The organism is Ruegeria sp. BG9, from assembly GCF_056538305.1.
Genome location: NZ_JBQFSY010000006.1, coordinates 1 through 21,871, shown reverse-complemented (window position 1 = coordinate 21,871; position 21,871 = coordinate 1). Strand labels below are relative to the sequence as shown.

The following is a 21,871-nucleotide window of genomic DNA, read 5'->3' as shown; positions in this document are numbered from 1 at the left end:
TCGCCATGTTTGGCACATTTGCAGGCGGGCGATTTCCCCTTTGGCAAGCGCAGCATAAGGATATACGGTAACGCTTGCATACGCGCGGATGTAGTACCCAGACCAATAAGACGGGCGACCCTATGAGCCTAGGCAAAAAACAAGACAATCCGGACCGCGCGCCGCGCCTGCTATTTTACAGCCACGATACCTTTGGGTTGGGCCACTTGCGCCGTTCGCGCGCGTTGGCTGCGGCGATGACAGAAGCCGACCCAAGCGCATCCGCCCTGATCCTGACTGGATCGCCTGTGGCCGGGCGTTTCACCTTTCCCCGCCGCGTCGACCATGTGCGCCTGCCGGGGGTAACCAAACGCTCGGACGGATCTTACGCGGCCCGCACGATTGGCATGGGCATTGATGAGGTGACCGAGCTGCGCTCGAGCCTGATCAAGACAGCCGTTCAGCAATTCGACCCCGACGTCCTGATCGTCGACAAGGAACCCACGGGCTTTCGCGGCGAGCTGCTGCCAACGCTGGAATTCCTTGAACAATCCTGCGACACAAAGCTGGTTCTGGGCCTGCGCGATGTTCTGGACGAGCCTGAGGTTCTGGCCGCCGAATGGGATCGCAAGGACGCGATCGCTGCGACCGAGCGGTTCTATCACGAAATCTGGGTCTATGGATTGCATTCGATCTACGACCCGACCGAGGGTCTGCCCCTCAGCGCAGCGGCCCGATCACGCCTACACTGGACCGGCTATCTGCGCCGCGACCTCGGCCCGGTCGGAGAGCCCCCGGAACAGCCCTATATCCTGATCACGCCCGGCGGCGGCGGCGACGGCAAGGCGATGGTCAACCTGGTCCTCTCGGCCTACGAACAGGACCCGACCCTGTCGCCCCGCGCGGTGCTGGTCTATGGGCCCTTCCTGTCAGGTGAGTCGCGCGATGAATTCGAAACCCGCGTGGCCGCGCTGAACGGGCGCGTGACGGCTGTCGGGTTCGAATCCCAGATCGAAACGCTTTTTGCCGGGGCGGCGGGCGTTGTCTGCATGGGCGGCTACAACACGTTCTGCGAGGTGCTGTCCTTCGACAAACGCGCCGTCATCGTACCGCGCACCACGCCTCGATTGGAACAATGGATACGCGCCTCGCGCGCTGAAAATCTTGGCCTTGTCCGGATGCTGGACGAACAGCGCGACGGCTTGACGACCGACGCGATGATCCGCGCCATCCGCGAGCTACCGCGCCAGCCACTACCCTCGCAGGCGATCAGCGACGGCTTGCTGGACGGGCTGGACTATGTAACAGGCCGCATCGATGCGCTGCTGCACCGGGAACAGGAACGAGCGACCGGATGACATCCCAATACCCGAAACTCGCGGTGCTGGTCAAAGGATGGCCGCGCCTGTCCGAGACGTTTATCGCTCAGGAACTGGTCGCCTTGCAGGAGGCCGGGCATCAGTTTGACATCTGGTCGCTGCGCCATCCGACCGACACCAAGCGCCATCCCCTGCATGACAGGTTCAAGGGGCAGGTGCACTATCTGCCCGAATACCTCTATCAGGAACCACAGCGCGTCTGGGCCGCACGGGCCATCGCCCAACGCCTGCCCGGCTATGCCGAGGCCTACCGCGTGTGGCGGCAAGACCTACGCCGCGACCCGACCCACAACCGCATTCGCCGCTTCGGACAGGCCTGCGTTTTGGCGGCTGAGCTACCGGAAGCGACGCAGGCGCTCTATGCCCATTTCATGCACACGCCCTCATCGGTGGCGCGCTATGCCGCCATCATGCGCGGTGTACCGTGGAGCTTTTCGGCCCACGCCAAGGATATCTGGACTTCGCCCGAGTGGGAAAAGCGCGAAAAGCTGCAAGCGGCGACCCATGGGGCCGCCTTTGGCGCCACCTGCACCGCTATAGGGGCCGCCCATTTGCGGGAGCTGGCGGATGACCCCGCACGCGTTGACCTGATTTACCACGGGTTGGACCTAGCACGTTTCCCAAGCCCGCCCGACCGGAAACTACGAACAGCAGACGGGCCGTTTCACATGATCTCGGTCGGGCGCCTGGTCGAGAAAAAGGGCTTCGATCGGCTGATTAATGCCTTGGCCTTGCTGCCCGAGACGCTGGACTGGCATTGGACCCATATCGGCGGCGGCGCTTTGGGGGACGTACTGCGCGACCGCGTCACGGCAGCCGGCATTGCCGACCGGATCAGTTGGAAAGGCGCCTGCGATCAGCCTGAAGTGATCGAGGCCATGCGCGCTGCCGATCTCTTCGTCCTCCCCAGCCGCATTGCCGAGGATGGCGATCGGGACGGGTTGCCGAATGTGTTGATGGAGGCCGCCTCGCAACTCCTGCCGATCCTATCGACGCCGGTGTCCGCGATTCCTGAGTTCATCACCTCAGGCACACACGGCATCTTGACGGATGACGACCCAAAGGCGCTGGCCAACGCGATGCTAGCACTGGCGAGCGATCCCACCGCCACCGCCGAAATGGCCCGGGCCGCCTATGACCGTTTGCTGGCCGAGTTTCGGATGGACCCGGGTATCGCGCGGCTTTCGGATCGGCTGAACGCTTTGTGCGTGGAAACGGTCTGATGACTCGCGTGGCGTTTTACGCCCCCATGAAGTCCCCACATAGCCCGACCCCTTCGGGCGACCGCGAGATGGCGCGGAACCTGATCACCGCCCTTGCCGCTGAGGGGGATCACGTCGACCTTGTCTCCGAGTTGCGGATCTATGACAAGCACGGAGATACCGCCAAACAACACGCCTTGCGCGCGGCGGCCGAGGCAGAAACGCAACGCCTGATCGCAGAGTTGCCGCAAGACACTCAGCTTTGGGTGACCTACCACAACTACTACAAAGCCCCGGACCTGATTGGCCCGCAGGTCTGCGCGGCACGACGGATCCCCTATGTTCAAATGGAAAGCACACGGGCCAGCAGCCGCCTGAAGGGGCCTTGGGCCGGTTTCGCGCAATCCGCCCATGAGGCCTGCGATGCGGCCAAGGTGATTTTCTACCATACCGCAATTGACCTGATCACGTTGGAGCGCGACCGTTTTGGCACTCAGGCTCTGGTCGAGTTGCCACCATTTCTGCCGATCACTGATTTGCACCCTCAGGCCGCGGCCGAAGGACCGATGCTGGCCGTCGGCATGATGCGGCACGGGGACAAGCTGGCCTCATATCAGCTGCTGGCAGAAGCTCTGACATATCTCACTGGCGATTGGCAGTTGCAGATCGCAGGCGACGGACCGGCTCGAGGCGCAGTTGAAGCACTCATGGCCCCGTTCGGCGAAAAGGTCACGTTACTGGGCCAACTGGACCAAGAGAGCCTGGGCCACCTCTATCAGAGCTCGGGGTTTCTGGTCTGGCCCGGCGTCAACGAAGCCTACGGCATGATCTATCTTGAGGCGCAGGCCGCAGGCTTGCCTGTGGTCGCGCAAGACCGCCCCGGCGTGCGTGACGTGCTGGCGCCTTCTAGTTATCCAACTGTCGATCAAGGGGCGCAAGGCTTGGCCCAGCGCATACAGACCCTGTTGCAGAATGGCGAAGAGCGGCAACGCTTAGGAGGCGAGGCTCGCAAGTACGTCGCCGCCCGCCACCTGATGCCGAGCGCGACGCGCCGGTTCTGGCAGACAATCCGCCGCCTGCTGGAGGTTTCCGCATGACCAGACTGGCCTTGCTGCGACACGGTCATACGCCGTGGAACCGCGCCGGACAGATTCAGGGGCGCAGCGACATTGCGCTCGACCCTGAGGCGCGTGCTGAACTGTCCGGATACGCCCTGCCCGCGTCTTGGGAGCATGCTCAGATCTGGGCCAGCCCGTTGCAGCGCGCGTTTGAGACAGCGCAGATCGTTTCGGGCCGCGTCCCCATGACCAGCGATGCGCTGATCGAGATGAATTGGGGCGATTGGGAGGGGCTGCGCGGTGTAGACCTGAATGCAGACCCGTCCAGCGGCTACCGGCATATCGAAGACTGGGGTTGGGACTACCGCCCGCCAAATGGCGAAAGCCCGGCTGAGGTTGCAGAGCGCCTCGCGCCTTGGCTGGCGGAACTCCGGCAAGACGCCCTGGCCGTATGTCACATCGGCATCATGCGGGTCATTCTGGCGCGCGCCTGGGGATGGGATTTTGAAGGCCCCGCCCCTTTCAAAATCAAGCGCAACAGGCTCTATGTCATCGACATGGAGACGATGACGCCCGAAGCAGAACCGACCCGCCTTATCAAGCGCGAGGCAACGACATGAAAGTGATGCTTGTCGTCACCCACCTGTTGGGAACCGGGCACCTGAGCCGAGCCTTGACGCTGGGACGTGCCTTTTCGGGTGCAGGCCATGAAGTGATGGTGGTGTCTGGTGGCATGCCTGCGCCGCAACTCGATAGCTCTGGCCTGACGCTGTTTGGCCTGCCGCCGCTGCGCTCGGACGGGACCAACTTTACCCGGCTGTTGGGTGAGGACGGCGAAGAGGCTGATGAAAACTATCGCAACGCGCGGACCGTGGCGTTGGTTGAGGCCGTCCGCGCGTTCCAGCCGGACGTGTTGATCACCGAGCTTTTCCCCTTTGGCCGCCGCGTATTGGCGGATGAATTCGAGGCTGCACTGACCGCCGCGCGGGCACTGCCACACAGCCCCGTCATCCTCAGCTCAATCCGCGATATTCTGGCGCCGCCGTCCAAACCCTCCAAGGCCGAACGAGCCGATGAGATTATTGACGCGTTTTATGACGGTGTTCTGGTTCACGCGGATGAGCGTATCACACCGCTGACTGTCAGCTGGCCCGTCTCAGACCGGCTGGCCGGGTATTTGCGCTATACCGGCTTTGTCGCGCCGGTTGCGCCGCAGCCCCATCCGGACGGTGTTGGTGAGGGAGAGATTCTGGTCAGCGCGGGCGGTGGATCGGTAGGGCAGCCGATCTTTCGCGCGGCCATCGAAGCCGCCCGAAAGATGCCCAACAGGCGCTGGCGCCTGTTGGTGGGCGGGCGTGATGCCAAGGCGCGCATTTCTGAACTGTCCCAATTGGCGGAAGGCGCGCCTGTTGTCATCGAACCCGTGCGCCCGGATTTTCGGCAAATGCTCCCTCATGCGGCGGCATCGGTGAGCATGTGCGGCTACAACACCGCGATGGACCTGCTGCAATCGGGGACTCCGGCGGTGATGGTGCCGTTTGATGACGGGAATGAAGTGGAACAAAGCCTGCGCGGGCAAAGCCTCTCTGCGCTTTCGGCGATGGAGGTTCTTCCCGGCAAAGACCTTGACGCGACCCGTCTTTCCGAGGCGCTGCAGAGGGTCATTTCAGACGTACCCCGTTCGACGCAGGGCTTTGGCTTCGACGGAGCGCAGCGCAGCGTTGAGATCGCTCAGAGGCTCTGGGACGCGCGCAGATGATGGTAGATTGGCACATATTGGACGAAGAACTGGCCATTTGGCGCGACCAAGGGCTGTCTTTTCCGCTGTGGTGGCGGGACGACGATGCGATTGCTCCGACGCCTCAGTTGGACCAACTCTCCGCCTTGTCTGAACGGCTTGGGATTTCGGTTCACCTGGCGATCATCCCGCGTGATGCGACAAGCGAACTGGCCTCTTACATGGCGCAGCGGCCGAACCTGATACCGGTTGTCCACGGCTGGGCGCATGAAAACCACGCCCCGCCAGAGGAAAAGAAATCCGAATTCCCGCTGCACCGTCCCATGGAGACGATCTTGCAGGACGCCGAGGCCGGTATGACGCGCCTGCAATCCCTATTTCCGGATAGTTTGCGTCCCATGTTCGTCCCCCCGTGGAACCGTATCGCGCCGGAGATTGCCGCGCGTCTGCCCGATCTCGGGTATGAAATCCTCTCGACTGCGACCCCTCGGACATCGTCACAGCCCGCGCCGGGGTTGGAGCAGGTGAACACCCATATCGACCCAATCGACTGGCGCGGCAGCCGGAGTTTGGCGTCGCCTGACGCGTTGATCCAGAAAACCACCGCGTTGCTGCGGGATCGCCGGGAGGGGCGCGCCGACAACAGCGAACCGCTTGGCGTATTGACCCATCATCTGGTCCATGATCAAGACATCTGGGCCTTCACCGAAGCTTTTCTGAAACACCTGCTGGACGGGCCGGCGACCCTCTGGACCGCCCCCAGACACGGAAACGGAGACCCCGAATGAGCCGACTGGATTCCATGCTGCGCCGCCTGACCGCGCAACGCGACGGGCTGAACTGGGCCGCTGCGAAGATCGCTGATCAGAAAGGCGATGTGCTGGACATGGGGCTCGGCAATGGGCGCACCTATGACCACCTGCGTGAAATCCTGCCCGAGCGCCGCATCTGGGTGATGGATCGCGTTCTGCAATGCCATCCCGACAGCACTCCGCCGGAACAGGATTTCCTGCAGGGTGAGGCCGAACCGATGCTGCAAAAGCTTGCCAGCGCAGGCCACAAGATGGCGATGGCGCACTATGATTTCGGCCGAGGGATCAAGGCGGATGACGTGGCCGAGGCGGCGCGGCTCAGCCCTCTGATCGCGCAGGTGATGCAGCCCGGAGGGTTGCTGATCTCGGGCCAGCCGCTGGTCGGGTTCGATCAGATCGAGGGGCCCGAAACCATCGCTCCGGACCGCTACCTGTTCTACATGGCCTGATCAGGCGACGCGCCGCCCCCGCGACCAGACCGCATTCAGGGCGGGAACACCTGCCCGCATGCGGAATCGGATCAGGTCAGCACGGGCACCAGTGCGCAACACGCCTCGGTCGTCTAGCCCCACGGCCTTTGCCGGGGTCTGGGTCACGGTCCGCAGCCCACGCGCCATGTCGTCCCACATCTGTCCCAGCCGCACGGCCGACAGCAACAGCGCCGAGGGCACGTAGTCAGACGAGATAATGTCCAGATGGCCCAGCTCGGCCAATTCCTGCGCCGCGACATTGCCCGAATGCGACCCGCCCCGGATGATGTTCGGTGCCCCCATCATGACTTTGATCTCGTGCGTGTGGCAGGCTCGAGCAGCTTCGACCGTAGTCGGGAACTCGGCCAGACGAATGCCGTGACCTGCGGACACCTGTACCTGCTCTTCCGTCGTATCATCGTGGCTTGCCAAAACCGCGCCAAAGCGGTTGGCAGCCTTAACAGTCTCAACCTCATGCTTTTCACCATTACGGTCGCGCAGCCCTTTCAGATGGGCCACGTGTTGCATGAACGTATCATCGTCCATGGCGTATTTGCCTTTCATATAGGCCTCAAGCTTCGAGAGATCGCGAAACTGCCTCTGACCCGGCGTGTGATCCATGATCGAGACAAGACCAACGCGGTCCTCGGGGCCAAACTCGTCCAACTCCTCGACCAGTGTTTCAGAACACACCTCGGCTCTGAGATGTAGGAAGTGGCTGATCTTCAGCGCATCCTGTTCACGCAGATCCCAGAGCTCCTGCGACAGCCCGCGCGCGTATTTCAGATACCGGGCCGAGCCCGAGGGGATGGACCCGATCCGCATCGCGTCAAACACGGTAGTAATCCCGGTGCTTGCCAGCTCGGCATCATGGGCGAGGATCGCGGCGGCGTGGGGCCAGTCGACCTTGGGGCGTGGCTGAATGTGACGCTCAAGGTTGTCCGTGTGCAGCTCGACCAGACCCGGGCTGATATAGTCGCCTTCACAATCAACCGCACCCGCAGGAACCGAAGCGCCTGTGTCGATATCCGCAATGCAGTCGCCTACGACTCGAACACGCCCCGTAACGGTTTCGTCCGGCAACACGAGCGTGGCATTGGCAAGGATCATTTCTTCTGTCATCTGAACTTCACACAGTTTGAGCTATTGAACGGGCCACGCAATAGGAGGCCAATGTGACATTCACGCGATACGCGATCTACTATGCCCCCCCTGCCGATGCAGAGTGGACGCAATTTGCAACCAGCTGGCTGGGCTGGGACATGGAGACCGGAGCATCGGTGGCGCATCCCGCCGTGGATGGCATCGACGTTGCATCCGTCACCGAAGTGCCCCGCAAATACGGGTTGCACGCGACGATGAAACCTCCGTTCCGGCTGCGGGATGGGCAGACAGTTGGGGCGCTTTACGACGCCTGTGCCACGCTGGCCGCGCGCCATTCGCCGGTCTCGCTGGACGGGCTTGAAATCGCGCGACTGGGCCGGTTTCTGGCCTTGCGTCCGATCAGAGAGACCCATGCCCTGAACGCCCTCGCCGCGGCCTGTGTGCAAGAGCTTGATGCGTTCCGCGCGCCTGCGTCCGAGGCCGAACTGGCCCTCCGTCGGGCGGCAAACCTGACCCCGGAACAGGACGTCAATCTGGTGCAATGGGGCTACCCTTACGTGTTGGAGGCCTTCCGCTTCCACATCACGCTGAGCGGAAAACTGGCCAAACCCGTACTGGCAGAGGTTGAAGCGGCTTTGGTTACGCATCTGGCCCCAAAACTGCCCGCGCCCTTCCGGATCGACGATCTGGCCCTGATGGGTGAGGCCGAGGATGGACGTTTTCACCTGATCCATCGCTACGCCCTTTCCGGCTGAAGTCGCTCAAGGATCGCGTTGACGGTATCGTCTAGTGCGCCCGAGTTGTCGATCTCGATCACCCGGCACAACCCTTCGGGCAGCGGCGCTTTGGCGCGTCCAAGGCGCTTGGCTTGTTCTTCGGTGGTCTCGCGCCCGCGCGCTGCAAGGCGTTGTTCCAGAACCTTTGCATCGGCGGTCAGCGAAATCACGATGAGGTCCCTAAACACCTCCTGCGCTTGCAGCAGAACCGCACGAGAAAAATTGACCAGAACAGCCTGACATTGCGTGCGCTGCTCCGCGATCTGCACCGGCACACCGTAGTGCAGCCCATGCGCCTGCCAGTGCATCGAGAAGGCACCATCCAGCACCATCTGCTCAAAGACTTCGACCGAGACCCGGTCGAAATCCTCGCCCTCTTCCCCCTCGGGCCGTGTGATCACCCGACGCAGGCGCTGGATTCCCGACGCGCGGGCCTCCAACGCAGCCATGACGCTGTCCTTGCCCACGCCTGACGGGCCAACAACCGCTATGACGGGTGCAAGGCTCATGCCGCCTGTCCGGGCGTGAATTCCGAGACATTCACCGAACGGTCGCACACACGCTCACGCGCCTCGACGTCGTGGAAAATCCCAACAACTGCGGCCCCGCGGACCTTGGCCTCTTCGATCAGCGACAGAACCGTTTCACGGTTCTGCGCGTCCAGGCTGGCCGTCGGTTCGTCCAACAGCATCGCCGGGTAGTCATACGCAAATCCGCGTGCGATGTTCACACGCTGCTGCTCGCCACCGGAAAACGTGGTCGGGCTGAGCGACCAAAGCCGTTCGGGAATGTTCAACTGCGCCAGCAACCCCGCCGCCTTGTCCAAAGCGACTTGCCGGTCACAGCTCAACGCCAATAGAGGCTCGGCCACGACCTCAAGCGTCGGGACCCGAGGGACAACCCGCAGGAACTGACTGACATAGCCCAGCGTCTCACGCCGCAGCGCCAGAATCTCACGCGGTTGGGCTTTGGCCACGTCCACCCCGCCGACCAGCACCGTGCCGGAGGCCGCTAGGTAGTTTCCGTAAATCACCCGCATCAAGGTGGATTTGCCCGCGCCCGAGGCCCCGGTCAGGGCAACGCATTCACCGGGAGCCACCTTCAGCGAAGCACCCTCCATCACCGGAATGACCGCACTGCCCTGATTGTGCAGGGTAAAGCTCTTGCTGACGTCTGTAAGCTCAATCATCGCTTCATCTTTTCCCAAATACTCAAACCTGCAGAACGCTGGACACAAGCAGCTGCGTATAGGCATGTTGCGGATCGTCCAGCACCTGATCGGTCAGGCCGGTTTCGACCACATGGCCGTCTTTCATCACCATCAACCGATCCGCCAACAGGCGTACAACGGCCAGATCGTGGGTGACGATGATCGCGCTCAAACCCATCTCGCGCACCAAACTGCGCAACAGGTCCAGAAGCCGCGCCTGAACCGAAACATCCAGCCCTCCGGTCGGTTCATCCATGAACACCAGTCGAGGCCCCGTCACCAGATTGCGCGCGATCTGCAGGCGCTGCTGCATTCCGCCCGAGAAAGCAGTGGGGCGATCATCGACCCGCGCCTCGCTGATCTCGACGCGGCCCAACCAGTCGATCGCCTTGTCACGGATATCGCCGTAGTGACGATCGCCGACGGCCATCAGGCGCTCGCCGATATTGCCGCCAGCACTAACCGACATGCGCAAGCCGTCGCGAGCATGTTGATGGACAAAGGCCCAATCTGTGCGGCCGAGCATCCGCCGCTCGGGCTCGGACATGGTGACCGTATCCACCGGACCGTCTGCACGGGTGTCAAAGATCACCTGCCCCGCATCGGGTTCTAGGTGACCTGCCAGACAATTCAGCAACGTAGATTTGCCTGACCCGCTTTCGCCAACGATCCCCATCACCTCACCCGGATGGAGATCAAAACTGACATCCGTACATCCGATCCGGGCACCGTAGCTTTTTTCGATATCCTTGACTTGCAACAGCGGGGTCATGCCGCGTCCTCTCTGGTCATGGGGCCTTGGTGGCCCGCCTCGCGGCGCGACCGGCAGTAATCCGTATCCGAGCAGACAAACATCCGATTGCCCGCGTCATCCATGATCACCTCGTCCAGATAGCTGTCCTCAGCCCCGCAAAGGTCGCAGGGGTGATCGGCTTTGGAGGCCTCAAACGGGTAGTCCTCAAAATCGAGGCTGACGACCTTGGTATGTGGTGGCACCGCGTAGATCCGCTGTTCGCGCCCCGCACCGAACAGTTGGATCGCGTCCATTTCCAGCTTCGGATTGTCGAATTTCGGGATCGGTGACGGGTCCATCACGTAGCGGTCCGACACTTTGACCGGGTAAGCATATGAGGTCGAGATCGCGCCGTGTTGGCTGATATCTTCGTAAAGCTTCACATGCATCAGCCCGTATTCCTCGAGGCTGTGCATCTTTCGCGTCTCGGTCTCGCGCGGTTCGAGAAAACGCAGAGGCTCAGGGATCGGGACCTGATAGACAAGGATCTGATCCTCGGTCAGCTTTGCCTCGGGGATGCGGTGGCGGGTCTGGATGACGGTCGCCTTCTCGGTCTCTTCCGTGGTCGCAACACCTGCGGTGTTTTCAAAGAACTTGCGGATCGACACCGCGTTGGTCGTGTCATCCGCCCCCTGATCAATCACCTTGAACGTATCGTCAGGCGTCAGCGTTGCTGCCGAGACCTGAACACCGCCAGTGCCCCAGCCATAGGGCATCGGCATCTCGCGGCTGGCAAAGGGTACCTGATATCCCGGAACCGCCAACCCTTTGAGGATGGCCCGGCGGATCATCCGCTTGGTCTGTTCATCCAGATAGGCGAAGTTGTACTCGTTCATAGCAAACCTCTTTCAGTCAAAGCGGCATCCAAAGCCTGCGGCGACGTGAAGTGAATGGCGTCCATGCCCACTGCCTGTGCACCTTTGACATTGTGCAGGCCGTCGTCGATGAACACGCAGTCATCGGGCGCGTGGCCGGAACGTTCGCACAGGATCTCGAAAATCCGGGCATCAGGCTTCATCACACCCTCCTGACCCGACACGACCAGAGTGCCAAAGACCTCACCCAGACGCGGCTGGACCTTCAGCCCCTCTGGCCAGGTTTCCGCCGACCAATTGGTGATGGCGTGGACCGGCGTGCCTTGCGTCTTCAGGCGGTCCAGAACCTCCCATGTGCCGTGGATCGGCGTCTCGACCGTGCGGGCGTAGAGGTCGACATAGGCTGCGAACAGCTCCTGATCGCGCGGGTCCGAAAGCTCCTGCGCCATATCGGCGAAGCGCTCTCCGTTGTCGCCGCGCGCGTTGCGCGTCAGGAAATCTGTCCTTTTGATGAAGGCGTGTGCGGCGTCTTCCGACCCCAGCGCCTCGACCCAGGCCAGATGCGGTTGCCAATCGACAAGCACGCCACCGATATCAAAAACCACCGCTTTCATTCTGCAGCCTCCTTGGGTGCTATGCGTTCTTCCGCCTCGCGGCGCAGCTTGCGCACAAGTTCCAGTTCCGATTGGAAATCCACGTAATGCGGCAGTTTGATGTGTTCGAGGAACCCGGTGGCCTGAATGTTATCCGCATGGCTGAGGACGAATTCCTCATCCTGCGCGGGGGCCCCCAGATTGTCTTCGCCCAGCTCTTTCCACCGCAACGCCCGGTCGACCAAAGCCACCGAGATCGCTTTGCGCTCGGACTGCCCAAAGACCAGACCATAGCCGCGGGTGAACTGCGGCGGTTCCGTCTTGGAACCCTGGAACTGGTTGACAGTTTCACATTCCGTCAGTTCGACCTCGCCGATCTCAATGGCGAAACCAAGCTCGGGGATGTCCATCTCGACCGCGACTTTACCGATCCGCAATTCACCCACAAAAGCGTGGTTGCGGGCATAGCCGCGCTGGGTTGAGTAGGCCATGCCCAGAACGAACCCCTCATCCCCACGGGTCAGAGCCTGCAAACGCAAAGGGCGGTTCGAGGGAAACTCCATCGGCTCCCGCGTCAGGTCGCCCGGTGTTTCGTCGCTGAGCGGCTCGTCCTGAATGACGCCCTCGCCTTTGAGGAAGCTGGTGATATGCGGTGTCGGTTCTTGTCGGGCGTCGCCTTCGGGCGCGGGGGCAATTTCACCTTCGGCGGCCAGTTTGAAATCCAACAGGCGGTGGGTGTAGTCGAATGTCGGCCCCAGTACTTGCCCCCCCGGCGCGTCCTTAAACGTGGCCGAGACGCGACGGTCGCAAGCCATATCCCCCGTCTTGACCGGATTGGAATAGCCAAACCGGGGCAACGTGGTGCGATAGGCGCGGATCAAAAAGATCGCCTCAATCAGATCCCCGCGCGCCTGCTTGATCGCCAGCGCCGCGAGGTCCGGGTCGTACAGGGAACCCTCGGCCATAACCCGATTGACGGCAAGGCTCAGCTGTTCGCGGATTTGCGCGATACTCAGATCGGTGATGTCGGTATCGCCCCGACGCTCTTCGGCCAGCCAGGCATGGGCGTTTTCGATGGCCTTTTCACCACCTTTGACGGCTACATACATTGGTTATCCCTCGGCCTGAATCTGCGTGCTGCGCGGCAAGGCTGCGACCTGATCCCCGCAGGTGAAGAAGAAGTCACAGCCCAACGGATAGAGCATCGCGTTGCCCTGCAGCGCCGCGATATCCGGTAGCGACAGACGTGTCGTGGTCTTGATCCCCGGTCCACTCAGAACCGCGCCGTTCGGCGCGAGCGCATCACTCTCAACAATCAAAGTGGCCGAGCGGTCGGGATATTCGGACGTGCCGATCCTGTAGTCGCTCAGAGGCATCAGTTCAGGCCAGCGGCCCACGGCGAAATCCGCTTTCGACGCCTCGACGATTGGAGCACCTGTATGAAACCCGAGCCATTGACGCATGTCCGGCGTATCTGCCGCGCCCGCCAGATAAACCCCTGTATCTGCATCGCACAGAGTCAGCAGTAGGGTGCCTGCCGCGACCGATAGCGGTGCCGGAGGTTCCGCCCCGACCAGCGTTCTGATCTCACCGGGGCGCGCCATCACGGTCATCGCGGTCCGAAACGCGTGCGCGGCATCGCGCGGGGCGTCCTGAAATCCACCTGAGAAGTGCGTTTGTGCGTTCATCAGTCCTCTCCCCGGACTAGCGTGAAGAACTCGACCTTGGTGGCCGCCGCTTTTGCCGCGCGCGACTTGCTTGTATCCTGCATCTGGGTCTTGAGCGGAGTGATCACCAGTTCGGTCATACGAGCCGCTGCCTCAGTCTGCATCAGAGCATCAATCAGTGCGGCAGCCTCGGCCTTGGGCTTGGAGCGGCCCTGGACATAGCCATGGCCCACGGTGCCATCCTCCAAAGCCAGTGAACAGCGCGTGACCGTCATTTCTCCCAGATTGAACGGAGCGCCAATGGCGCCCGCTCGACCGCGCACCATCACGCCGCCAATCTCGGGGCTGCGCAGCCATTTGAACGATGGACGATCCGCCACCCTGTCCCAAAGCGGCATCATCGCATCCTCGGGGGCGCGGGCCAGCAGGCCCATCCACTCCTGACGCGTGATCCCGTTGCTTTTCATCTGTTCTGTCATCGAAAGCCCTTGTCGCGGTTGTCTACTCGACCTATACAACTAGACAAATATTAACCTGCATCCGCCTTCCAGGCAATCCATGAGACCGTGAAGTTTTGATGACATGAGCAAAACACCGATCTGGAAAAGCATCGCACTCAGCCTGACCTCGGATATCGCCGAGGGGCGCTTTGGCACCGGAGACCGGCTGCCGACCGAGGCGCAGCTGGCGGCAACCCACGGAGTCAATCGCCATACAGTCAGGCGCGCGTTAGCCGAGCTGGCAGAGCAAGGTTTGGTTCAGCCTCGGCGCGGGGCGGGTGTCTTTGTCACCGCACGACCAACGGATTACCCGATTGGCAAACGAGTTCGATATCACAAGAGCATTTCCGCCAGCGGCAAGATACCGGGCAAGCGCATCCTGTCTCTGACCACCCGCGCTGCGGATGAGGCCGAAGCCGAAGCACTGGCTTTGCAGCCCGGTGATCCAGTTCATGTTTATGACGGCTTGTCTTTGGCGGATGGTCAACCCATCGCGCTGTTTCAAAGCGTCTTTCCGGCGCTCAGACTGCCCGACATTCTCACCCACCTTACCGAAACCCAATCCGTCACAAAGGCGCTTCAGCTATGCGGGATCGAGGATTTCATACGGAAGTCCACACGGTTGACGGCCCGCACAGCAACAGCGACGCAGGCGCTGCACCTGAACCTCAACGAAGGTGCGCCGATCCTGCACTCACTTGGGATCAATGCGGCCCCAGATGGGCAACCGGTCGAATATGGAAAAACCGTCTTCGCTGGTGAGCGCGTGACCCTGACGTTGAATGAGGCCTGACCCAGGGTGCTCCCGCCCGTCTTCAGCCTCCTGCCGGAGGCCTCATCCCGTTGGGGGTCGCGCCGCGCAAAGCGCGGCGCTGTGCCCTAGGCCGCCAATGGGTATCAGCGTAGCCGATGCACATGCGGGCGCGGGAGGGTTACTCGTATTTCTCCAGAAACGCGTCAATGTGCAATGCGCGGAAATCCGGCAGCACGTCGCGCAATCTGTCGTGGCTCCAATCCCACCACGCCAGGGCCAGCAGTCTCTCCGACACCTGTTCGGAAAAGCGGCGGCGGATCGGTTGCGCGGTCACCCCGGCAACGATCGTGTAGGGGGCGACATCCTTGGTGACGATCGCACCGGACGCCACAACCGCCCCGTGCCCAATCGTCACCTCGGGCTTGATGATCGCCGCGTGACCGATCCACGTGTCATGGCCAATTGACGCCTGTCGCCCAGCGCGATGCGCAAACCATTCTGCATCGTCTTCCGCACCCTCCCAATAATCCGCTGAGCGATACAGGAAATGATGCAAGGAGGCTTTCTCCATCGGGTGATCCGTCGCGCCGATCCGGGTGAAGCTGGCGATATTGGCGAATTTGCCGATCTCGGCATTGGCAATGTCACAGGTTCGGTCGCAATAGGAGTAGTCGCCGAACCGCGCATTGGCGACCCGCGTCCCGGCGCCGATCTCGACATAGGCGCCAAAGCTGCTGCCCGATATCTGGCAGTCGGGATGAATGAAAGGCTGATCAGAGCGCAGGCGCGTCATCGTATTCCCCATACGCTCAGGACTGCAGCTTGGCCGCACCGCGCGGCTTGCGCTTTTTATCGGCGTCGCCCTGAATCAGACGCTTGCGCAACCAGCCCGAGAACCAATCCATCAGCATCACCATCAGAATGATGAGAACGATGTAATAGGCGACTTCTTCCCAGTCTTTCTGCGTGATGATCGCCTGCGTCAGCAACAGACCAATCCCGCCACCGGTGATCGCGCCAATCACTGTCGCGCTGCGGGTGTTGGATTCGAGGAAATAAAGAAGCTGGCTGAGCAGAACCGGAGTGATCTGCGGGATCACCCCAAAGCGGTAGCGTTGCGGCGCATTGGCCCCGGTCGACTGGACACCTTCGATCTGCTTGCTGTCGACATTCTCCAGCGCCTCCGAGAAAATCTTGCCGAAGGTTCCGGTATCGGTCACCAGAATGGCCAGGGCCCCAGTCAGCGGTCCCGGGCCAAAAGCACGCGCCAGCACCACGGTCCAGATCAACGCATCCACGCCTCGTACAAAGTCAAACACGCGCCGCGTTGCAAAGCGGACCGAGCGCAGCGGGTTGAAGTTCCGCGTCGCCAGGAAGGCCAAGGGCAGAGCAATCATACCCGCGCCCAGCGTGCCGAGGAACGCCATCAGGATCGTCTCGAAAATCGCCCAAGCCGCGTCCTGGTGCCGCCACATCTTGTTGGTCCAGAAGTCATTCAGGATCGCACCTGCCTCACCAGATGCCGCAAGGCTCACAAGCTCGGGGAAGGACTTGCCGTAGTAGGGGCTGTCGAGCGTGAACCAGAACAGCTCCCACCCGGTGAAGTAACGGAACACCTCGGACCGGTTGCGGGTGACGGTCAGTCGGCCTGCATCGGTTTTGATGGCCAGACGGTTCTTGGAGACATTGATCCAGTCCGGAACCTCTCCGGCAGGAAGTTCGGCCTGCACACCGGCTGACCGGCTGGGGGTCGCGCGCACGGTGCCATAGCCGGGGATGTCATATTCGACTGTCTCGGGCCCGAAACGCACCACATGGCCGTCTTCCAGATCAATCACAGTGGTCTCACCCAGCGCGACCCAATCGGGCGCGGTACCGTCGGGATAGCGCCCTTTTCGCTCGCCCTCGATCGCGGCAGAGACCTGACCCGTGCGGTTATCGCGTTCGATATGGGTCTTGTAGCTGTAGCTGTCCGCCACCAACGTCTTGCCGTTTTCCCAGTTGGCCCGCTCGGTCAGGCCCGGCACGTCGAAGGCGAAGAAGACGTAGATCAGGTAGAGGGCAACCAGCCCCGGCAGCCCAAAATTCACGATGCGCTTGCGGCTGAACAGGCGGTCCGCTTCGGCCTTCAGGTCGTCAATCGACAAATCGGTGGCAAAGGTACTCATACCGAGGCTCCTTTTTCCGACCCGTGGGTCAGGCGGTCGCGCAGATAGCCCGAGATCTGATCAACGACCACAATAGTAACGAAGAGAAGGATGAAGATGGCCGCAGCCTCATCGTAGCGGCCTTGCCCCCAGGACATGGCGTTGCGCAGCTCGTAGCCCAGGCCACCGGCACCGACAAAACCAAGGATGGCCGAGGCGCGGATGTTGATTTCGAACCGCAGCAAAGCGTAGCTGACATAGTTCGGGCCAACCTGAGGAATCACGCCCAGATACATGCGCTGTGACCAGTTGGCCCCGACGGACTGCAACCCCTCAACCGGTTTCAGAGAGGCGTTTTCATTCACCTCAGAGAACAGCTTGCCCAAAGCGCCAGCCGTGTGGATGGCAATGGCGATCATCGCGGGCACTGGCCCTCCACCGAGAATGAAGATCAAAACCAGAGCAATCACGATTTCCGGGATCGCGCGGCAGATGTCTGAGATCCGACGGAACAGCGGGATCAATGCGGGCCAGAGCGCCATACCCCGTGTCGCCATCAGGGCCAGAAACGTACCCGCGATCGTCCCAATCAAGGTCGATGCGGCGGCAATGTTGATCGTTTCGATCAGGGCTGGGAAAAACTCGACCAGATTGGCCGGCATCTCGGCGATCTTTTCCCACGCCTCGGACAGTACCTCGGACGGGTAGTCCAGAATCCGGTGCCAACCGTCAATGAAACTGCCTGCATTGCGCTCATCAGCCGTGCGGAAGCCCGCTGCCATAAGGGCAACGAACAGGATCAGGAGGATACCACCATAGACCCGTTTGCGCCGCGTCATCGCGGTATAGTCGTCGCGGATCTGATCGACGCTATAGGACCCTGCCGAAAGGTCAGTCATGGAATGCTCCTGAGTGGAAAACGGGGTCCGGCATTTAACCGGACCCCGCGCATAGAAGATACAGGCTTAGTTGGACTTCAGCTTGCGTGCTTCGATGATGATTTCGTAGGCGTCGTGGGTGATCGGATCAAAGCTCTTGGCTTCGCCCGCAGCCACACCGTAGAAGCAATCGCGGTCTTTCTCCGACAGCGTGTCCCACAGCTCGGTCACTTTGGCTTTGACATCGGCAGGCAGGGCCTTGCGGACAACAACCGGGCCTTCCGGGATCGGCTCGGATTTCCAGATTTGCACCAGATCGTTCATGTCGATCAGACCGGCGTCCACCGCGCGGCGCAGAGCACCCGACTGGTAGCCGTCTTCCCATTCGCCCAGACCGTCGGCCCAGGTCACACCGCCATCAACGTCGCCGTTGTTCACGGCAACGATGGTCTGCTCGTGACCGCCGGTGAACTTCACTTCACCGAAATAGTCGCCCGAATCCATGGTCGCGCCCGTTGCGGCAGGGATTTCAATCGACGGGATCAGGTAGCCCGAGGTCGAATTGGGATCGCCGAAGCCAAAGGTCTTGCCCTTCATGTCTTCCAGCGAGGTGATGCCGCTGTCTTTGCGGGCAAACCCGATCGAGTGATAGCCGTAGCCGCCATCGGTGTTGACCTTGACCAAAACCGGCTCAACCGCTTCGGGGTCGGAAAGGTAGGTTTTCGCGTAACCCGACGCGCCCAGCCAGGCTACGTCAATGGTGCCGCCCAGCAGACCCTGGATCACACCGTTATAGTCGGCAGGGGCAAACAGCTTGGCCGGAACACCCAGAGCCTCTTCGGTGTAGACGCGCAGGCACTCGTTGTTGTTCAGACGGTCCTGAGCGTTCTCACCGCCCAGAATGCCGATACGCAGCTCGGAAATCTCCTGAGCCATTGCAGGCGCGGCCATGGCAGTGGTCGCAACAAGGGCAGCAACTAGTTTTTTCATCTGTCTCTCTCCAGTTTGATGTTCCCGACCTCTCATCGGGCCGGGCGATGAAAGGGTTTGGGGTGGCTCAGACGGTCGCTTCGGCTTCCATCAGGGCCTTTTGTGTGGCGTCCAGCGTTTCGATCTCGGTCGAAGTCGCCTCTTCCGAGAAGCTGGCATCGGCGCCGTAAATCTCGCGGGCGACACCTGTGGTCAGTTGCTCGGGCAGGCCGTCAAAGACGATACGTCCGTCGCGCATGCCCACCACGCGGTCGCAATAGCGGCGCGCAGTATCCAGCGTGTGCAGGTTGGCAATGACGGTGCGGCCGTCCTCTTCGTGGATGCGGCGCAGGGTCTGCATCACCACCTGCGCGTTCATCGGGTCCAGCGAGGCAATCGGTTCATCGGCAAGAATGATCTTGGGGTCCTGCATCAGGGCGCGGGCAATGGCCACGCGCTGCTGCTGACCACCCGAAAGCGCCTCAGCCCTCTTGGGCGCATGTTCCGCGATGCCCAGACGATCGAGGATGTCGATAGCGCGGTGAACCTCTTCCATCGGGAACAGGTTGAACATCGTGCCCAGTGTCGAGTGACGGTTCAGCGTCCCGTGCAACACGTTCGACACCACGTCCAGACGGGGCACGAGGTTGAACTGCTGGAAGATCATCGCACAATCGGCCTGCCAGGCGCGCTTTTCACGACCCTTCAACTGAGTCACGTCGCGGCCTTGAAACAGGATCTCGCCATCGCTGGCATCCGTCAGACGGTTGATCATGCGCAACAGCGTCGATTTACCCGCACCCGATCGACCGATGATGCCGATCATGCAGGGCTTGTCCACGTCCAGCGTTGCGGTATCCACCGCCACATTCTCGCCGAAGCGTTTTGTCAATTTTTTGATGTGCAGCACGTGCCACCCCCAATTCGTGTTGGCGGGTAGCTACGGATTGCAATCAACGGATATGTGTCGGTTCAGTGAAAGTTTTGTAAACACCGCAGCCCGTACCATAGGGCCTACCCTTCAGGCTCATTCCCGGCTATACGCGCCCGCAACCCAGTTTCCTGCATGAGGCCCGCCATGAGCTTTGACCGTTCCATCAAGATCGCTCCGTCGATCCTGTCCGCCGATTTCGCCAATTTCGGAGCCGAAATTCAGGCCATCGAAGCCCAGGGTGCCGATTGGGTCCATGTCGATGTGATGGATGGCCATTTCGTGCCAAACCTGACCTTCGGCCCTCCGGCGGTCAAAGCGTTCCGCCCCCATGTGAAAACGGTGATGGATGTGCATCTGATGATCACGCCGGTCGATCCCTATATCCAGGCCTATGCCGATGCCGGCGCGGACATCCTGACTGCCCATGTCGAGGCCGGTCCGCATACACACCGCACCCTGCAAGCCATCCGCGCCGCGGGCATGAAGGCCGGTGTTGCCCTGAACCCTGGCACCCCTGCCGAGGCGGTCGAACATCTGCTGGACCTCACCGATCTGGTCTGCGTCATGACAGTGAACCCGGGCTTCGGAGGCCAAAAGTTCATCGACATGACGGGCAAGGTCCGCAAACTCCGCCAGATGATCGGAGACCGCCCGGTTCATATCGAGATTGACGGCGGCGTTGACCCGAACACCGCTCCTTTGGTCGCAGCTGCAGGTGCAGATGTGTTGGTCGCCGGATCGGCCGTGTTCAAGGGCGGGTCTGTCGACAAGCCTGACGTCTATGGTGCGAATATCGCTTCGGTTCGGGCGGCTGCGGAATCTGCATTGAAGTAATGCTACTGGCCGCCGCAGTATCTCAGCCGCAAAAGGTCAAAACGAGATCTTGAAACTCAGTGATCCAACAACCTGCCCTTCAGGTTGTTGGTTGAATTCTTCACTTAGATAGGTCGCGCCGTAGAACAGAGTTCCGTATTTGGCCTCCCAGTTCAGACCGAGGCGCGCACGATACCGTTCGTGCTTAAGGCTGACCTCCCCGGAATTCGGGATATATGCGCTGTCGGCTACATAGGCTGCATCAAACCCGAACACGCCGCTGACACCCTTTGGCCCTGTCCGCATAGAGCGATAGCGCTGCCCAGTGATCTTGTCGCGGATCAGTAGCTCTGACCGCCCCACCTGTCCGAAAGTCACGTCCATTCCAACGCGGGCGAGAGTTTCGTCCCCGGCCCGCACAGAGACAAACGGGCGGAGGCGCGTGTTTCGGCCCCAATCCCACTCTCGTCCGATTTCCGCGACTACGGTGGGATAAAAAGCATTGGAAATCTGATCATCCAGGATCGCCCGCGACGGTGGCGTGCTTCCGATCAGCTTGTGAAATTCGGTCTGCAGGCTGTCCACGCCCGTTTGCGGCCCTACGGCCACCAATTCAGCGCCAACAGTGAACTGCGCACTACGTCTTTGAAAATGCGTATACGCACCAAGCGACAGGATCCCGGCATACTGTCTGTCCTGCGGGTTTGGCGTAACCAGGTCCTCGGGAGATATCATCTGCGTGTACGCCCGAATCTCGATCACGTCCCCAAAGGTTTCGGGCAGATCGCCGCTCCAGCCGCGCGCAAGAATCCAGGACAGGTTCAGAGACGACGTCTGCCAACGGTCATGATCATCACCTATCAGATCATCCGTGAACATCCAGCCGAACCCAATCAGCTCTCGCTTTGGTGACTCTGTTGGTTGGGGCGTGGGAGACAAGGATTGCGCGAGCAGAAACTGCGGAACACACAGGAAGACAAGTGCCCAGAAAATCTTCATTGCCGTCCCCTTCCCTCTTCACGCCCTGCTGGTCATCAGGCGCAATACGTTTTCAAGGACCGTAAGAAAAGGTTTTGATTTCAACAATATTTTCGTGAGCGAGTGCAGTGAGTCGCGGCCAAAAGGCAACATCTCCAACGCCCTGAGAAACATCCGGATCATAGCTGCGACAAACGAAAAAGGGCGTCCCGAGGGACGCCCTTTCCGTCTGATCATTCGCTTGCGCGACTTATTCAGTGATTTTCGACACAACGCCGGCGCCGACGGTGCGGCCGCCTTCG

26 protein-coding genes are annotated in these 21,871 nt (G+C 61.1%); 11 read left to right on the top strand and 15 right to left on the bottom strand.

Annotated features, from left to right (window positions below; translation table 11 throughout):
* The first annotated feature begins 122 nt into the window (after positions 1 to 122).
* From ACR0I8_RS11355 to ACR0I8_RS11325, 7 genes are read left to right on the top strand one after another with little or no spacing between them, the layout of a single operon-like run.
* Entirely contained in the window at positions 123 to 1,337 is a 1,215-nt protein-coding gene (locus ACR0I8_RS11355) for a glycosyltransferase (RefSeq protein ID WP_170377555.1), read from the top strand.
* Positions 1,334 to 2,581: a glycosyltransferase gene (locus ACR0I8_RS11350; RefSeq protein ID WP_170690992.1), complete on the top strand. Its 1,248-nt coding sequence runs from the start codon at positions 1,334 to 1,336 to the stop codon at positions 2,579 to 2,581. The genes ACR0I8_RS11355 and ACR0I8_RS11350 overlap by 4 nt, the downstream gene beginning before the upstream one ends.
* Positions 2,581 to 3,657 carry a glycosyltransferase family 4 protein gene (locus tag ACR0I8_RS11345; protein WP_170690990.1) on the top strand — a complete coding sequence of 359 codons (1,077 nt, stop codon included), beginning with the start codon at positions 2,581 to 2,583 and terminating at the stop codon, positions 3,655 to 3,657. The genes ACR0I8_RS11350 and ACR0I8_RS11345 overlap by 1 nt, the downstream gene beginning before the upstream one ends.
* Complete coding sequence (locus ACR0I8_RS11340) at positions 3,654 to 4,238, top strand: histidine phosphatase family protein (protein WP_170690989.1); 585 nt, start codon at positions 3,654 to 3,656, stop codon at positions 4,236 to 4,238. Before ACR0I8_RS11345 ends, ACR0I8_RS11340 begins: the two co-directional genes overlap by 4 nt.
* Positions 4,235 to 5,377, top strand: coding sequence for a glycosyltransferase (locus tag ACR0I8_RS11335; RefSeq protein ID WP_170690987.1), 1,143 nt, complete (start codon positions 4,235 to 4,237; stop codon positions 5,375 to 5,377). The genes ACR0I8_RS11340 and ACR0I8_RS11335 overlap by 4 nt, the downstream gene beginning before the upstream one ends.
* Entirely contained in the window at positions 5,374 to 6,144 is a 771-nt protein-coding gene (locus ACR0I8_RS11330; RefSeq protein ID WP_170690985.1) for a polysaccharide deacetylase family protein, read from the top strand. Before ACR0I8_RS11335 ends, ACR0I8_RS11330 begins: the two co-directional genes overlap by 4 nt.
* The gene (locus tag ACR0I8_RS11325; protein WP_170377542.1) at positions 6,141 to 6,617 is read left to right on the top strand and encodes a class I SAM-dependent methyltransferase; all 477 of its coding nucleotides are present in this window, start codon (positions 6,141 to 6,143) and stop codon (positions 6,615 to 6,617) included. Before ACR0I8_RS11330 ends, ACR0I8_RS11325 begins: the two co-directional genes overlap by 4 nt.
* On the opposite strand, the gene ACR0I8_RS11320 is transcribed toward ACR0I8_RS11325, so the two are convergent.
* Complete coding sequence (locus tag ACR0I8_RS11320) at positions 6,618 to 7,760, bottom strand: alpha-D-ribose 1-methylphosphonate 5-triphosphate diphosphatase (RefSeq protein WP_170690983.1); 1,143 nt, start codon at positions 7,758 to 7,760, stop codon at positions 6,618 to 6,620. It lies immediately after the preceding gene.
* 53 nt (positions 7,761 to 7,813) lie between these two features.
* Here ACR0I8_RS11320 and ACR0I8_RS11315 point away from each other — a divergent pair, with 53 nt between their 5' ends.
* Positions 7,814 to 8,497: a DUF1045 domain-containing protein gene (locus ACR0I8_RS11315; protein WP_170690981.1), complete on the top strand. Its 684-nt coding sequence runs from the start codon at positions 7,814 to 7,816 to the stop codon at positions 8,495 to 8,497.
* Here the strand turns inward: ACR0I8_RS11315 and phnN are convergent.
* Genes phnN through phnG form a run of 8 tightly spaced genes read right to left on the bottom strand, consistent with a single transcriptional unit; the run spans position 8,479 to position 14,075 of the window.
* Positions 8,479 to 9,027, bottom strand: coding sequence for a phosphonate metabolism protein/1,5-bisphosphokinase (PRPP-forming) PhnN (gene phnN, locus ACR0I8_RS11310; RefSeq protein WP_170690979.1), 549 nt, complete (start codon positions 9,025 to 9,027; stop codon positions 8,479 to 8,481). The genes ACR0I8_RS11315 and phnN overlap by 19 nt on opposite strands.
* A complete protein-coding gene (phnL, locus tag ACR0I8_RS11305; protein ID WP_480703179.1) occupies positions 9,024 to 9,707 on the bottom strand; it encodes a phosphonate C-P lyase system protein PhnL in 684 nt (227 codons plus the stop codon). The genes phnN and phnL overlap by 4 nt, the downstream gene beginning before the upstream one ends.
* A gap of 22 nt (positions 9,708 to 9,729) precedes the next feature.
* A complete protein-coding gene (phnK, locus tag ACR0I8_RS11300; RefSeq protein ID WP_170690976.1) occupies positions 9,730 to 10,500 on the bottom strand; it encodes a phosphonate C-P lyase system protein PhnK in 771 nt (256 codons plus the stop codon).
* Positions 10,497 to 11,357 carry an alpha-D-ribose 1-methylphosphonate 5-phosphate C-P-lyase PhnJ gene (locus tag ACR0I8_RS11295; RefSeq protein WP_170690974.1) on the bottom strand — a complete coding sequence of 287 codons (861 nt, stop codon included), beginning with the start codon at positions 11,355 to 11,357 and terminating at the stop codon, positions 10,497 to 10,499. Before ACR0I8_RS11295 ends, phnK begins: the two co-directional genes overlap by 4 nt.
* Positions 11,354 to 11,950, bottom strand: coding sequence for an HAD family hydrolase (locus tag ACR0I8_RS11290; RefSeq protein WP_170690972.1), 597 nt, complete (start codon positions 11,948 to 11,950; stop codon positions 11,354 to 11,356). Before ACR0I8_RS11290 ends, ACR0I8_RS11295 begins: the two co-directional genes overlap by 4 nt.
* Positions 11,947 to 13,038, bottom strand: a complete 1,092-nt coding sequence (locus ACR0I8_RS11285) for a carbon-phosphorus lyase complex subunit PhnI (RefSeq protein WP_170690971.1) — start codon at positions 13,036 to 13,038, stop codon at positions 11,947 to 11,949. Before ACR0I8_RS11285 ends, ACR0I8_RS11290 begins: the two co-directional genes overlap by 4 nt.
* Positions 13,039 to 13,041: 3 nt before the next feature.
* The gene (phnH, locus tag ACR0I8_RS11280) at positions 13,042 to 13,617 is read right to left on the bottom strand and encodes a phosphonate C-P lyase system protein PhnH (protein WP_170690970.1); all 576 of its coding nucleotides are present in this window, start codon (positions 13,615 to 13,617) and stop codon (positions 13,042 to 13,044) included.
* Positions 13,617 to 14,075, bottom strand: coding sequence for a phosphonate C-P lyase system protein PhnG (phnG, locus tag ACR0I8_RS11275; protein WP_480703176.1), 459 nt, complete (start codon positions 14,073 to 14,075; stop codon positions 13,617 to 13,619). Before phnG ends, phnH begins: the two co-directional genes overlap by 1 nt.
* A 103-nt stretch (positions 14,076 to 14,178) precedes the next feature.
* On the opposite strand from phnG, the gene phnF reads away from it, so the two are divergent.
* Entirely contained in the window at positions 14,179 to 14,889 is a 711-nt protein-coding gene (gene phnF / locus ACR0I8_RS11270) for a phosphonate metabolism transcriptional regulator PhnF (protein WP_170690969.1), read from the top strand.
* A 139-nt stretch (positions 14,890 to 15,028) separates the two neighbouring features.
* Here phnF and ACR0I8_RS11265 read toward each other — a convergent pair whose 3' ends face one another.
* The 5 genes from ACR0I8_RS11265 to phnC form a co-directional block, all read right to left on the bottom strand.
* A complete protein-coding gene (locus tag ACR0I8_RS11265; RefSeq protein ID WP_170472252.1) occupies positions 15,029 to 15,643 on the bottom strand; it encodes an LbetaH domain-containing protein in 615 nt (204 codons plus the stop codon).
* Positions 15,644 to 15,659: 16 nt separating this feature from the next.
* Positions 15,660 to 17,018, bottom strand: coding sequence for a phosphonate ABC transporter, permease protein PhnE (gene phnE / locus ACR0I8_RS11260; RefSeq protein ID WP_480703174.1), 1,359 nt, complete (start codon positions 17,016 to 17,018; stop codon positions 15,660 to 15,662).
* The gene (gene phnE / locus ACR0I8_RS11255; protein ID WP_170690966.1) at positions 17,015 to 17,896 is read right to left on the bottom strand and encodes a phosphonate ABC transporter, permease protein PhnE; all 882 of its coding nucleotides are present in this window, start codon (positions 17,894 to 17,896) and stop codon (positions 17,015 to 17,017) included. The genes phnE (ACR0I8_RS11260) and phnE (ACR0I8_RS11255) overlap by 4 nt, the downstream gene beginning before the upstream one ends.
* Before the next feature lie 66 nt (positions 17,897 to 17,962).
* The gene (gene phnD, locus ACR0I8_RS11250) at positions 17,963 to 18,865 is read right to left on the bottom strand and encodes a phosphonate ABC transporter substrate-binding protein (protein WP_170527473.1); all 903 of its coding nucleotides are present in this window, start codon (positions 18,863 to 18,865) and stop codon (positions 17,963 to 17,965) included.
* Positions 18,866 to 18,932: 67 nt separating this feature from the next.
* Entirely contained in the window at positions 18,933 to 19,754 is an 822-nt protein-coding gene (gene phnC, locus ACR0I8_RS11245) for a phosphonate ABC transporter ATP-binding protein (RefSeq protein WP_170690964.1), read from the bottom strand.
* A 168-nt stretch (positions 19,755 to 19,922) separates the two neighbouring features.
* Here phnC and rpe point away from each other — a divergent pair, with 168 nt between their 5' ends.
* On the top strand, positions 19,923 to 20,612 hold the full coding sequence (rpe, locus tag ACR0I8_RS11240) for a ribulose-phosphate 3-epimerase (protein ID WP_170690963.1): 690 nt from the start codon (positions 19,923 to 19,925) through the stop codon (positions 20,610 to 20,612).
* A 36-nt stretch (positions 20,613 to 20,648) separates the two neighbouring features.
* Here rpe and ACR0I8_RS11235 read toward each other — a convergent pair whose 3' ends face one another.
* Positions 20,649 to 21,530: a lipid A-modifier LpxR family protein gene (locus ACR0I8_RS11235; protein ID WP_480703228.1), complete on the bottom strand. Its 882-nt coding sequence runs from the start codon at positions 21,528 to 21,530 to the stop codon at positions 20,649 to 20,651.
* Between ACR0I8_RS11235 and ACR0I8_RS11230 the strand changes: the two genes are divergently transcribed.
* On the top strand, positions 21,463 to 21,871 hold a 409-nt coding region (locus ACR0I8_RS11230; RefSeq protein WP_480703232.1), incomplete at its 3' end, for a hypothetical protein. The genes ACR0I8_RS11235 and ACR0I8_RS11230 overlap by 68 nt on opposite strands.